Annotated in this window: 12 protein-coding genes; 6 read left to right on the top strand and 6 right to left on the bottom strand. The window is 74.0% G+C overall.

The genetic code is table 11. From position 1 onward, the window contains the following. Window positions 1-58 precede the first annotated feature (58 nt). On the bottom strand, window positions 59-1477 hold the full coding sequence (gene phoA / locus CGE01nite_RS15975; protein WP_141371690.1) for an alkaline phosphatase: 1419 nt from the start codon (window positions 1475-1477) through the stop codon (window positions 59-61). A 195-nt stretch (window positions 1478-1672) separates the two neighbouring features. Between phoA and CGE01nite_RS15970 the strand changes: the two genes are divergently transcribed. Beyond that, entirely contained in the window at window positions 1673-2122 is a 450-nt protein-coding gene (locus tag CGE01nite_RS15970) for a hypothetical protein (RefSeq protein ID WP_141371689.1), read from the top strand. Between the two features lie 42 nt (window positions 2123-2164). Next, entirely contained in the window at window positions 2165-3046 is an 882-nt protein-coding gene (locus tag CGE01nite_RS15965; protein WP_141371688.1) for a DsbA family protein, read from the top strand. Window positions 3047-3122: 76 nt separating this feature from the next. Here CGE01nite_RS15965 and CGE01nite_RS15960 read toward each other — a convergent pair whose 3' ends face one another. Further along, entirely contained in the window at window positions 3123-4025 is a 903-nt protein-coding gene (locus CGE01nite_RS15960; RefSeq protein ID WP_141371687.1) for a L,D-transpeptidase, read from the bottom strand. 195 nt (window positions 4026-4220) lie between these two features. Here CGE01nite_RS15960 and CGE01nite_RS15955 point away from each other — a divergent pair, with 195 nt between their 5' ends. The 3 genes from CGE01nite_RS15955 (at window position 4221) to CGE01nite_RS15945 (ending at window position 8188) form a co-directional block, all read left to right on the top strand. Further along, window positions 4221-6194 carry an AAA family ATPase gene (locus CGE01nite_RS15955; protein ID WP_141371686.1) on the top strand — a complete coding sequence of 658 codons (1974 nt, stop codon included), beginning with the start codon at window positions 4221-4223 and terminating at the stop codon, window positions 6192-6194. A gap of 36 nt (window positions 6195-6230) precedes the next feature. Continuing rightward, on the top strand, window positions 6231-7187 hold the full coding sequence (locus CGE01nite_RS15950) for an Fpg/Nei family DNA glycosylase (RefSeq protein WP_048343655.1): 957 nt from the start codon (window positions 6231-6233) through the stop codon (window positions 7185-7187). A gap of 65 nt (window positions 7188-7252) precedes the next feature. After that, on the top strand, window positions 7253-8188 hold the full coding sequence (locus tag CGE01nite_RS15945) for an LLM class F420-dependent oxidoreductase (protein WP_048343656.1): 936 nt from the start codon (window positions 7253-7255) through the stop codon (window positions 8186-8188). On the opposite strand, the gene CGE01nite_RS15940 is transcribed toward CGE01nite_RS15945, so the two are convergent. Then, a complete protein-coding gene (locus tag CGE01nite_RS15940) occupies window positions 8176-9462 on the bottom strand; it encodes a glycosyltransferase family protein (RefSeq protein ID WP_229747596.1) in 1287 nt (428 codons plus the stop codon). The genes CGE01nite_RS15945 and CGE01nite_RS15940 overlap by 13 nt on opposite strands. Before the next feature lie 131 nt (window positions 9463-9593). Beyond that, entirely contained in the window at window positions 9594-9809 is a 216-nt protein-coding gene (locus tag CGE01nite_RS17070; RefSeq protein WP_170211004.1) for a hypothetical protein, read from the bottom strand. Window positions 9810-9978: 169 nt separating this feature from the next. On the opposite strand from CGE01nite_RS17070, the gene CGE01nite_RS15935 reads away from it, so the two are divergent. Then, window positions 9979-11349, top strand: coding sequence for a uracil-xanthine permease family protein (locus CGE01nite_RS15935; RefSeq protein WP_141371685.1), 1371 nt, complete (start codon window positions 9979-9981; stop codon window positions 11347-11349). Window positions 11350-11445: 96 nt separating this feature from the next. Here CGE01nite_RS15935 and CGE01nite_RS15930 read toward each other — a convergent pair whose 3' ends face one another. Continuing rightward, window positions 11446-12063 (bottom strand): LytR C-terminal domain-containing protein, encoded by a 618-nt coding sequence (locus tag CGE01nite_RS15930; RefSeq protein WP_048343658.1) that lies wholly within the window; start codon window positions 12061-12063, stop codon window positions 11446-11448. Beyond that, window positions 12060-12356 (bottom strand): type II toxin-antitoxin system VapB family antitoxin, encoded by a 297-nt coding sequence (locus CGE01nite_RS15925; RefSeq protein WP_048343659.1) that lies wholly within the window; start codon window positions 12354-12356, stop codon window positions 12060-12062. Before CGE01nite_RS15925 ends, CGE01nite_RS15930 begins: the two co-directional genes overlap by 4 nt. Between the last annotated feature and the right edge of the window lie 9 nt (window positions 12357-12365).

Below are 12365 nucleotides of genomic sequence, written 5' to 3'. Positions count from 1 at the left end.
CCGCCCGCCGCTGGGCCCCCTCCCAGCGGCGGGCGGTCGCGTGCTGCCCGTCCCGACGTCAGCGGGTGCGGGCCCTCGGGTCGAGTCGCAGGGCGTCGCGCATCGTGAAGAACAGGTCGGTCTGGTCCGTCAGCCCCGCGACGCTCGCCGCCCACGGTCCGTAGGCCGCCACCCGCACCTGGCTGCCGGTGTGCTGCTGCGAGCCGCCCTCCTCGGCCGTCCCGTACGCGACGGTCATGTTCTTGCCGTCGGCGGTGACGAGCGTCCGCGTCAGCCCGGGCGTGGTGGAACCGGCCGCCACGATCTGGCTCGAGTGCGCGTGGTCCGCCGTCACGACGACGAGCGTGTCGCGGTGCTTCTTGGCGTACGCGAGCGCGACCTGCGTGGCCTCGTCGAGGTCGACCGTCTCACCGATCTGCCCGCACGGGTTCGCGGCGTGGTCCTGCTTGTCGATGCTCGCGCCCTCGACCTGCAGGAAGAAGCCCTTGCGCGCGCGGGGCTGGTCGAGCAGGTCGATCGCCTTGGTCGTGAGCTCGGCGAGCGTGGGAGCGGAGCCGTACGCCGGGTTCGGCGTGCAGCGCACCGCGGGCTCGCCGCCGCCGGTGTGCGTGGCGAGCGGGCCGTTCCAGCGCACCGGCAGGTTGCCCGCGCCGAACAGCCCGAGCACGGGTCGCTTCTGATCGGCGGTGCGGACCTGGGCGAGACCCGCCTCGTCGGTCACCACCTGGTAGCCACGCTCGGTGGCCTGCTGCAGCAGCGTCTTGCCCGCCCACGGACCGGCGACGGCCGTCTCGCCGAACGACTTCGCGCCGCCGCCGAGCGTGACGTCCGCGCGGGTCGCCAGGATCTGCTCGGAGATCGAGCCGAGACCGCCGTTCTCGAGCGCGTTCGTCGGGCAGGTCTTCGTCGTCGCGACCGGGCCGTAGCAGGACCGGCTCGTCACGTGCGAGGCGAGGACCGCGGGCGTCGCGTCCTGGATCTCCGCGGTCGAGACGTTGCCCGTGCGCAGGCCGTTGGCCCGCGCGAGCTCGAGGATCGTGCGCTGCGGCTTGCCGGTGACGTCGACGGAGACCGCGCCGTTGTACGACTTGGTGCCCGTCGCCCACGCCGTGCCCGACGCCGCCGAGTCCGTCACGTAGTCCGGCTTGCCGTCGGCCTTGTCGAGCGCGTACGTCGTGTACTGACCGGTCACGGGGAGCGCGTCGAGGCCCGCGAACCGGCCCGCCGCGCCCAGCGCGTAGTTGCGGGCGACGGTGATCTCCGAGTCGCCCATCCCGTCGCCGATCAGCAGGATGACGTTGCGGGCGTGCCCGCCGACGAGCTGCTTGCGCAGCTGGTGCGTCTGGTCGCCGGCGATGCGGCGGGCGTCGCCGTTGCCGGTCAGGCTGCCCGTGGCCGCCCAGCCCGTCGCGGCGCCGGCGGTCAGCGCCAGCGCGATCGTCGCGACGGCCGCGGGGCGCAGCATGCGTGTCCTCATCAGGGTGCTCCTCGATGTGGTGCCCCGCCGCCCGATGCGCGCGGGTGGCACCACTCCACCGACGTCGGGTGGCGCGCAGCCGCCGCGCGGGTGTCGTGCGCTGGAGCACCGGACGACGATCCGGCAAACGCGGGCGAACCGGACGGAGCGCCGGTGCCCGTCGGGTCGAGAGCGGGCGGGGCTATGCTCGCGCCGATGCCCAGGGGTGTGCGCCTCCTCCTCCTGGCGGGCCTGACCCTGGTGTGGGTGGGCGCGCTGGGCCGGCTGCGCGCGTTCGCCCAGCTGTGCCTGCCGCCCGACGCCCTGGACCGCCTGACGCTGCACGTGACGTCGGTCGCGCGCGCGGTCGGGTGCGTGCAGGGCGAGGCCGGCCCGGACGCGCTGACGCGGTCCGCGGTCCTGGTTGCTGCCGCGTTGCTGCCGCTGCTGCTCCTGCGCGAGCTGCTGGTGAGCCTGCACGCAGCCGGGCTCGCGGCGCCGCTCGTCGCGCTCGTGCGCCGGCTCGTCGGGGGTCTCGAGCTGCAGCCTGTGGGCACGCTCGTCGTCGCCCATGCGGGGCCCGCCCGTGCCTCTCGGTGGCCGTTGCGCTCCGCCGTCGGGCACTCCTCCACCTGGTCGCACCGGGGACCGCCGCGGTTCGTCTGAGCCGCCGCCCGTCCCCGTACGTCCGACCAAGGAGTCCTCGTCATGCCCGCACCACAGTCCCCGCAGCCCACGTCCCAGAAGTCCCCTCACCCCACCCGCGACCAGCGTCGCGAGCTCGCGCGCCAGCAGGCGCGCGAGGCGCGGGAGCGCCAGCAGCGCGCGGCCCGTCGCACGCGCCTCGTCGTCGTCGCGCTCGTCGTCGTCGCGGTCCTCGGGCTCGTCGCCGCGCTCGTCTCCGCCGTCCTGCGTGCTCAGGAAGGCCGGGTGGTCGCCGCCGACGTCCTGTACCCGACCCAGTCGCCCGCGCTCGCGGACGTCACCCTTCCCGCGACGGCCGACCCGCAGACCGGCGGGCTCCCGGTCAGTGCGGCGGGTGTCGGGTCGGTCGGCGACGGGGTCACCGTCGACGTCTACCTCGACCCGATGTGCCCGTGGTGCGGCGTGCTCGAGCAGGTCAACGGCGACGACCTGGCCGAGCTCGTCGCGCAGCAGGGCGTCACGGTCGTCTACCACCCGGTCGCGGTCCTCGACGAGCTCTCCCGCGGGACGGTCTACTCGACGCGCGCGGTCAACGCGCTCGGCGTGGTCGCGGACCGCGCGCCCGCGGCGTTCCCGGCGTTCCTGGCATCGCTGTTCGCCGAAGGCACGCAGCCGGAGGAGGGCTCGGAGGGCCTCGACGACGACACCCTCGCGTCGCTCGCCGAGTCCGCGGGCGTGCCGGCTGACGTGACCGCGACGTTCACGACCAGCACGCCGAAGGGTCGGCTGTTCGCCGGGTGGGCCGCCGCGACGCCCGCGCTGATCCCGCTGAACGCCCAGGGCAAGGCCGTCACACCGACCGTGCTCATCGACGGCGAGCGCTGGGAGGGCGACTTCACCGTGCCTGGCGCGCTGCGCGCCGCGATCGAGACCGCGATCGGCTGACCGGACGGCGGGTCCGGCCACCCCGCGGCCGGACCCGCCGACGCGCGGTCTGACGATGCCTCAGGTCCAGGCGACCTCAGGTGATGACGACGAGCGTGCCGGCCGGGACGCGCTTCCAGAGCAGGTCGGCGACCTCGTCGGACAGGCGGATGCAGCCGTTCGACACCTCGCCGCGCGAGCGCAGCGTCGTCGTGTGGAAGGCCGTCGCGGACGTGCCGGTGCGCGTGTCGTAGTCGTCCATGGTCTCGCTCTGCGTGGACAGCAGGATCACGCGCGGTGTCGTCGTGCCCGGCTGGTCCCAGAACGCCCCGACGACGAACTGCGGCCCCGGCGGCGTGGGTCGCGACGGCGACCCGGTGGCGAGCACGGGGTGCGTCGTGACGTCCTGCCCGTCGTCGATCGTCACGGTCTGCGCGGACGTGTCGACGGTGACACGCCAGTCGGTGCCGCCGGGCGTGGTGTCGGCTGCCCGGACCCACGCCGTGCGCTCGTTGACGCGCGTCGCGTCCTGGCTCGGCAGCGCGCCGCGCGCGGCGACCATGACGCGCAGCCAGCCGTCGCGCGCGTCGACCACGGGGACGGTCGTGGCGATCCCGAGCGTCCGTGCCGGCAGCACGCCGACCGGCCGGCCGTGGGGCGCGTCGTACGCGGCGGTGTCGCGCACGACCGATGCCGTGCGCCAGCGGCCGAGCGTCGCGTCGTCGTTCTCGAGCTGGGTGAGGCCGTCGAGCGCGAGCAGGCCGGGCACGACGTGCACCGGGTCGATGACGGTGAGCGTCGTCAGGTCGGGGAGCGGCTCGGGGGACGGGACGGCGGCCTTCGCGACCGTGACGTCCTCGTGCACGACGACGGCAGGCGCGATCGGGTCGGCGTCGACCGTGCCGGACGAGGCGCACCCGGCGAGGGCCGCGACGAGGGTCGCGACGAGCAGGGCCGCGGCTGACGCGCGTGCCCGTCGGGGCCGTGCGGTGGCGCCCACGCAGCCTCCCTCGTCGTCCGGGTCGTCCCGATCTCATGGTGCCGCAGGACGCGTCCGTGCACCCGGTTGCGTCCGCGGCGCAGGGGGCGGCCCGCCCCTCGGCGGACGGGCGGCGGACCCGGAGGGACGAGGGCACTACGCCGTTCGGGTGGTCCGAATTGTCCGATCTTGCGGTGGTGTTCACCCGGCCGGACGATGGGCGGACGTGGTGCCGCGGCGCCGCGGTACGCGCGTGCCCGCCGGTGCGTGCGTCCGGCGATCGACGACGAGGAGACCGACGTGGCCGAGGAGCTGAGGTCGCCGATCCGGCAGGGTGCGCACGACATCGCGGTCGAGCGCGAGCGGATGCGCCGTCGCCGCGTCTACCGGCTCGCCGCGCTCGTCCTGCTCGTGGAGGCGTGGGTCATCGCGGCCGCGTTCCTCAACCGGTCGCCCCTGCCGCAGCTGCCGACGATGGACCCGTTCCTCGTGACGATCATCGTCTTCTTCGTCGCGATGCTGCTGCTCGTCGTGCTGACGACGGTCGGGACGTCTCGCTCGCCGCACCTCGTCTACCGCCCCGAGCAGGTGGACGTGCGGCTCGACGACGTGATCGGCATCGACCCCGTGAAGGAGGACGTGCGCCGCTCGATCGACCTGTTCCAGACGCACCGGCGGTTCGCCGACCAGATGGGCGGCACCCCGCGCCGCGGCCTGCTGTTCGAGGGCCTGCCCGGGACCGGCAAGACCATGACCGCCAAGGCGATGGCCGCCGAGGCGGGCGTGCCGTTCTTGTTCGTCTCGGCCACGTCGTTCCAGTCGATGTACTACGGCGCGACGGCCCGCAAGATCCGCGCGTACTTCCGGGCGCTGCGCAACACCGCCCGGCGCGAGGGTGGCGCGATCGGGTTCATCGAGGAGATCGACGCGATCGCACTGCGCCGCGGCGGGATGCTCGGTGCGGTCCCGTCCGGGATCCCGTCCGCCTCGTCGTCGTGCGTCTCGGCCTCCTCCGGGCTGCTGCCGGGACTCGGCGGGACGACGACGAACGCGGTCGTCTCGGAGGGCACCGGCGGGGTCGTGAACGAGCTGCTCGTGCAGATGCAGTCGTTCGACGAGCCGACGGGCACCGACAAGCTCGTCAACCGCATGATCGCGGCCGTGAACCTGTTGCTGCCGGGCCACAAGCAGCTCAAGCAGCGCCGCCCGGGACGCGCGCCGATCCTGCTGATCGCCGCGACCAACCGCGCGGACTCGCTCGACCCCGCGCTCCTGCGCCCGGGCCGGTTCGACCGGCACCTGACGTTCTCCACGCCCGACGCGCACGGTCGTCGGGCGCTCGTCGACCACTTCCTGGCCCGACGCTCGCACGAGGTCTCGCTCGACGACCCCGCGCTGCGCGACCGCATCGCGGCGGCGACCAACGGGTGGACGCCGGTCATGGTCGAGCACCTGCTCGACGAGGCGCTCGTCAACGCGCTGCGCCGCGGCTCGACCACCATGTCGTTCCACGACGTCGAGCAGGCGCGCATCACCGAGATGGTCGGGATCGGCCAGCCCGTGCGCTACACCGAGGCCGAGCAGCAGCTGATCGCGACGCACGAGGCCGGGCACGCGACCGTCGCGTGGCTCGTCGCGCCGAACCGCACGCTCGAGGTGCTGACGATCATCCGCCGCGGCGAGGCGCTCGGCCTGCTCGCGCACACCGACTGCGAGGAGGTCTGGACGCACTCGCAGTACGACCTGCAGGCGCTCGTGCAGATCGCCATGGGCGGATGGGTGGCCGAGGAGCTGTTCTACGGGCACACCTCGACCGGTCCCGCGAGCGACCTCGCCGCCGCGACCCGGACCGCCGCGCAGATGGTCGGGGCCGCGGGCATGACGGGCTCGCTCGTCTCGTTCCTCGCGGTCGACCGGGACCTGGTCTCCGCGGTCCTCGCCGACCCGGCGTCACGCGAGCAGCTCGAGGGTGTGCTCGACGAGGCCCGGTCGACTGTCCGGCGTCTGCTGTCCCGCAACCGGCACCTGGTCGAGGCGCTGCGCGACGCGCTGCTCGACCGGCACGAGCTGATCGGCCCGGAGATCACCGACGTGCTCGAGCGCGCGCAGTCGATGGCCGAGGTCCGCACCGCCCGCCCGGTGCTGGCCAAGGCGATGGCTGGCCGCCTCGGCAGCAACCCGGCCGCCTGACCCGTCGGCCGATCACGCCGCCGATAGCCTGCGGGTGTGCCCGAAGGTCATACGGTCCACCGCATCGCCCGCCAGCTCGACGCCGACCTCGTCGGCCGCGCCCTGCGGGTGAGCTCGCCGCAAGGGCGGTTCGCCGCCGGCGCCGCACGGCTCGACGGCCAGGTGCTCGAGCGCTCGTCGGCCGTGGGCAAGCACCTGTTCCTCGAGTTCGCAGGCGGCGACGTGCTGCGCGTGCACCTCGGCCTGTACGGCGCGTGGGACTTCTACGGGCGGCTGTCCCCGATCGTGGCGGGCGAGGCCGCGTGGGGGTCGCTGGGTGCGCCGCGGCTGCGGCGAGCGGTCCGCATGGGGGAGGACGAGCGTGAGTCGCCCGCCGACGAGGGCGGCCTCGTCGCGGGTGTGCCGCACGGCGACGCGTTCCCGCCCGAGCCCGTCGGCCAGGTGCGCGTGCGCCTCGCGACCGACGAGACCGTGGCGGACCTGCGCGGACCGTCGGCGTGCGAGGTGCTCGACCCGGAGGCGGCCGCGGCGGTCGTCGCACGGCTCGGACCGGACCCGGCCACGGAGAGCGACCTGGCTGCCGCGGGTGCCGAGATGGTGCGCCGCCTGCGCGCGCGGGGCGTCGCCGTCGGGCAGCTGCTCATGGACCAGTCGGTGGTCGCGGGGATCGGCAACATCTACCGCGCCGAGCTGCTGTTCCGCGCGCGGCTCGACCCGTGGACCCCGGGCAAGCAGGTCCCGCCGGCCGTCGCGCTCGCGCTCTGGCAGGACTGGGCCCGCCTGCTGCCCGACGGCATCGCGACCGGCGTGATGATCACCCGGGAGGACCTGACCCCCGACGAGCGCCGCGCCGCCCTCACGGACAAGGCCCTGCGCCACTGGGTCTACGGCCGCGCAGGCGAGCCCTGCTACGTCTGCGGCACCCCGATCACGGTCGAGGACATGGCCTCCCGCAAGCTCTACCGCTGCCCCACCTGCCAACAGCGCCCCTGACCGACCCATGCCCCTCCCCGGACCCCCGCGCGGGACCGGTGTAGGGGGCAGGCATGATGGTCGGCATGGAACTGCGAGTGTTTACCGAGCCTCAGCAGGGGGCCACCTACGACGACCTGCTGCGCGTCGCGCGCGCGACCGAGGACCTGGGTTTCGACGCCTTCTTCCGCTCCGACCACTACCTGGGCATGGGCACCGAGGGCCTGCCGGGACCGACGGACGCGTGGACCACGCTCGCCGGCCTGGCGCGGGAGACGAGCCGGATCCGGCTCGGCACGCTCGTGTCGTCGGTCACCTACCGCTACCCGGGGATCCTGGCGATCCAGGTCGCGCAGGTCGACCAGATGTCGGGCGGGCGCGTCGAGCTCGGGCTGGGCACGGGGTGGTTCGAGGCGGAGCACCGCGCGTACGGCATCCCGTTCCCCGCCAAGCGGTTCGGTCTGCTCGAGGAGCAGCTCGAGATCGTCACCGGGCTGTGGGGCACGCCGGTCGGGGAGAAGTACGGCTTCGCGGGCGAGCACTACACGCTCGAGGACTCACCGGCGCTGCCGAAGCCCGTGCAGCAGGTCCACGGCCGCCCGGGTGTGCCCGTGATCGTCGGCGGTAACGGCCCGGTGCGCACGCCCGCGCTCGCGGCGAGGTTCGCGAGCGAGTTCAACCTCTCGTTCCCCGAGCTCGACACGGTCGCGGAGAAGTTCGCGCGCGCCCGCGCGGCGTGCGCGGCGATCGACCGCCCCGCCGACGATCTGGTGCTCTCCGCGGCGCTCGTGCTGTGCGTCGGCAAGGACGAGGCGCAGTTCCGGCAGCGTGCCGAGGCGATCGGCCGAGAGCCCGACGAGCTGCGCGCCCACGGGCTCGCCGGCACGCCGGACGAGGTCGTCGAGCGGCTCGGCTGGTTGCGCGAGCAGGGCGCGAGCCGCGCCTACCTGCAGGTGCTCGACCTGGCCGACCTGGACCACCTCGAGCTCGTCGCGAGCGAGGTTGCGCCTCAGCTCGGCTGAACGTCGCGCTGGTGCTCGGGCGTCGGTCCGGGCACCAGCGCGTCCTCGTCGGACGCGACGTGCGCGGCCGCGGCCGGGTCGTCGTCCGGGTCGCCCGAGCTCAAGCGGGGCGCGTGCGTCTCGCGCAGCAGGTCGAGCACGACCGTCGCGGCCAGCACGACGAGCGCGACGTTGCGCGCCGCGAGCACGAGCGTCATCCCCACGCCGCCCGTCGTGATCTGCGGGTATCCCCACGGGAAGATGAGCTGCGTCGCCCCCGCGATCGCGGCGACGAACCACGCGGTCGACCGCCACCCGGGCAGGCGCAGCGCGAGCGCGACCGCCACCGGCGGCGCGATCCACCCGATGAACTGCGGCGACCCGACCTTGTTCAGGACGATCAGCAGCGTCGCGACCAGCAGCGCGCCGCGCACCAGCAGCTGGGCGCGCGCGGTCTCGTCGGACCACAGGCGCGGGCCCAGTCGGCGGGCGCACCACCACAGGAACACCCCCGCGGCGGCGATGCCGACGAGGAACAGCACGCCGAGCGCGTCCGCCGCGCCCTGCGCGCCCGGGCCGTGCACCTCCCACGTGATGAGCTCGGCATTGAGCTCGACGCCCACCTCGGGGTCGACGAGGCTCGCCAGCAGCCACGGGGTCGCACCCACGGACTCGGCCTGCAGCCCGCGCTCACCCTGCTCGGTGAGGAACGACAGCAGGTGCTCCCGGCCGCCGCCGAGGACGACGAGCGCGACGACGCCCGCGCACACGAGCGCGACGGGCAGCACCACCTCGCGCCAGGGGCGGCGCACGACGACGACGAGCGCGAGCAGCAGCGCGCCGGGCGCGGCCTTGACCCACGCCCCGGCCGTCAGGAGCGCGGCGGCCATCCGCGGGCGTCGTAGCGCGACGACGAGCGCCCCGACCACCAGTGGCGCGACGACCGCGTCGAGCCGCCCCATCGCGACAGGCCCGAGCAGCGCGGTGAACCCCACCCACCACCACGCCCCCGCCGTGGTGCGCTCGATGTGCCGGTGGCCGACCACGCGCGGCGCGTGCAGCAACGCCACCAGCCCCACGGCGTTGAACGCCGTGACCCACAGGCTCCACGCCAGCGCGTACCCCGTGGTGCTGTCCGTTCCGCCGGTCGCGGCGGTCAGCATCGGGACGAGCGCACCGACGGGGTAGACCCACGGCCCGTCGAGCACGGGCCACGTGCCGTCGTTCAGGCCCTGCCACATCCACCAGCGGTACAGGTCGATGTCCCAGAACGTCTGCGAGGGTCGCAGGAACACGCCCAGCACCAGCAACCAGGCGTGGACCAGCAGGAACGCGACCCAGACGGCCAGGGTCGAGCGGCGCAGGCGGTGCAGCGGGGCCTCCGTGCTGGCGGGCCCCGTGCGGGACGAGGCGGTGGTCGGGCGGACTACTGGAGCGGCGGGGTGACGACGCCGGTCTGCGGACCGGCCGGCGGCAGGACGATCGGTCGCTCCTCCTGCAGCAGCGCGTCCGGGTCCCCCTGGTCCGGCGCGTCGGGCGGCGGCGGCGCGACCGGTGCGGTCGCTGCCACCGGGTCCGGCGCTCCGCCGGGAACCACGCGGTCCGGCCAGGGCGGGGTGACGGGCTGGTCGTTCTCGGACATCTCGGCCTCCCGAGTCGCAGCGGACGTTACCGCACGACCATGTCATGCGGACGTTCTCGCTGCGCGTCGAGCGCGGACCACTACCCTCCGTCACGGGGGACGGGACGGTCGTCGACCGCTCGTGCACGCAGCGCGCCGGACGACGAGCCGGACGAGGAGGAGGACTGACGTGGCGGTTGAGGTCGAGCCCCAGCAGGGACGCTGGTTCGGGTGGTCGGTGCACGGCGACGGCAAGACGATCTCACCGGGCACGGTCGTCGCCCCCGACGAGCGGCTGTCGTGGCCGCGGACCATCGGCATCGGCATGCAGCACGTCGTCGCGATGTTCGGCGCGACGTTCCTGGTGCCGCTCATCACGGGTTTCTCGCCCCAGACGACGCTGTTCTTCTCGGCGATCGGCACCCTGGGCTTCCTGCTCATCACCCGCAACCGGGTACCGAGCTACCTCGGCTCGAGCTTCGCCTTCATCGCTCCGATCGGTGCTGCCACGGCCAGCGGCGGACAGTCGGTCGCGGTCGGGGGGATCCTCGTCACCGGTGTCGCCCTCGCCCTCGTCGGCCTGGTCGTGCACGTCGTCGGGACGCGCTGGATCGAGGTGACGATGCCGCCGGTGGTGACCGGCACGATCGTCGCGCTGATCGGCTTCAACCTCGCGCCAGCGGCGTGGGGCGTCAACGAGACCAGCGGGTTCCGCGCCGCGCCCGTGACGGCGCTGTGCACGCTGGGCGCGATCATCCTGTGCACCGTGCTGTTCCGCGGGATCCTCGGCCGCCTCTCGATCCTCGTCGGCGTGGTGATCGGCTACGTCGTCGCCGTGATTCGCGGCGAGGTGAACTTCGACGTCATCGGGGACGCGCCGCTCGTCGGGCTGCCCACGTTCGTCACCCCGCGCTTCGAGGCCGGCACGCTCGCGCTGTTCCTGCCCGTCGTGTTCGTCCTGATCGCCGAGAACATCGGCCACCTGAAGTCCGTCACCGCGATGACGGGACGCGACCTCGACCCGGTGACGGGCCGCGCGCTGTTCGCGGACGGTGTCGCGACCACGCTCGCCGGCCTCGGCGGCGGGTCCGGCACGACGACGTACGCCGAGAACATCGGAGTCATGGCCGCGACGCGCGTCTACTCGACGGCGGCGTACTGGGTCGCGGGCTCGACCGCGCTGGTGCTGGCGATGTCGCCCAAGTTCGGCGCGGCCGTCGCGAGCGTCCCACCCGGCGTGATCGGCGGTGCCGCCACGCTGCTCTACGGCATGATCGGCCTGCTCGGCGCGCGCATCTGGATCCAGAACAAGGTCGACTTCTCCGACCCGGTGAACCTCACGCCCGCGGCGGTCGCGCTCGTCGTCGGGATCGCGGACTTCACGTGGCACTGGGGCGAGCTGACGTTCACGGGCATCGCGCTCGGCACGGTCAGCGCGATCGGCGTCTACCACCTGATGCGCGTGCTGGCCCGGTGGCGGGGCACGTCGTACGAGCCCGCCTCGCCGGCGTCCGCGCCCGGTGGTGACGAGCACGTGGTCGAGGACGCGGCGGCGCGCTGACCTCGCACGACGACGAACTCGCACGACGAAGCACGCGGGCCGGCTCCCCGATGGGGGCCGGCCCGCGTCGTTCGTGCAGGTGCGCTGCGCGGGCGGTCAGCCCTCGGTCGCTGCGGCCGTCGGCGCGGCCGTGGGCGCCGGCAGCGGCTTGCAGCCTTTCGGGGCGACGAGCGGGGTCTCCGGGTCGAGGACCACCTGGTCGGCCGGGATCGGCGTGGTGAAGGTCGAGCCGAGCGTGATGTCGACCTCGGGGCCCTTGCGGCCGTCGAGCACGAGCACGGGGTCCGTGACGTGCGCGGCGACCGTGTAGGCGGCGGCGACCCCCGAGACGCCGAACGCGATCTGCGCGGTGCCGGTGAACGCCGGCTGGTTCCCGGTCTCGCCGGCCTTGAAGCCGCGGTCCGTGAACGCCTTCATGGTCGTCGCGGCGAGGCCGCCGGTCGACGTCGAGTTGTACACGTTGAGCGTGATGTCGCCGTACGCGACGGGCAGCGCACCCTCGGGCGGGCACGGGAACGCGCGGAACGTGGGGGTCGGGGAGGGCTTCGCGGCGAACTCCTCCTCGACGAACGGCAGGGTCAGGCTGCCCGTGTAGATCGCGGCCGCACCCAGCCCGACGACGGCCAGCGCCGCGAGCAGCACCCCGAACACGACCGCCTGGCGCTCGCGCATGTGCCGGCGTCGCAGCGCCCGCGCGCGATCCGCGTCGCTCACTCGATCACCAGCACCCGGGCGTGCAGCACGGGACGCTGCTGCAGCGCGGCGCGGACGGCGCGGTGCAGGCCGTCCTCGAGGTACATGACGCCCTTGAACTGCACCACGTGCGCGAACAAGTCGCCGTAGAACGTCGAGTCCTCGGAGAGCAGCGCGTCGAGGTCGAGGGTGCGCTTCGTGGTCACGAGGTCGTCGAGCCGCACCTGGCGCGGCGGGACCTCGGCCCACTGCTTCGCCGTCTCGAGCCCGTGGTCCGGGTAGGGCCTGCCCTCGCCCACCGCCTTGAAGATCACGGTGACACT

The organism is Cellulomonas gelida, assembly GCF_006538725.1.
GTDB classification, from domain to species: domain Bacteria; phylum Actinomycetota; class Actinomycetes; order Actinomycetales; family Cellulomonadaceae; genus Cellulomonas; species Cellulomonas gelida.
Note: the sequence above shows the minus strand (reverse complement) of the source record. Positions and strands in the feature narration are given on the sequence as shown.

Excerpts from the sequence above, each read along its gene's own strand:
- CGE01nite_RS17070 (WP_170211004.1), bottom strand. The coding sequence starts at position 9,809 with ATGTCCGAGAACGACCAGCCCGTCACCCCGCCCTGGCCGGACCGCGTG.
- CGE01nite_RS15955 (WP_141371686.1), top strand. The coding sequence starts at position 4,221 with ATGGGCGGACGTGGTGCCGCGGCGCCGCGGTACGCGCGTGCCCGCCGG.
- phoA (WP_141371690.1), bottom strand. The coding sequence starts at position 1,477 with ATGAGGACACGCATGCTGCGCCCCGCGGCCGTCGCGACGATCGCGCTG.
- CGE01nite_RS15945 (WP_048343656.1), top strand. The coding sequence starts at position 7,253 with ATGGAACTGCGAGTGTTTACCGAGCCTCAGCAGGGGGCCACCTACGAC.
- CGE01nite_RS15965 (WP_141371688.1), top strand. The coding sequence starts at position 2,165 with ATGCCCGCACCACAGTCCCCGCAGCCCACGTCCCAGAAGTCCCCTCAC.
- CGE01nite_RS15970 (WP_141371689.1), top strand. The coding sequence starts at position 1,673 with ATGCCCAGGGGTGTGCGCCTCCTCCTCCTGGCGGGCCTGACCCTGGTG.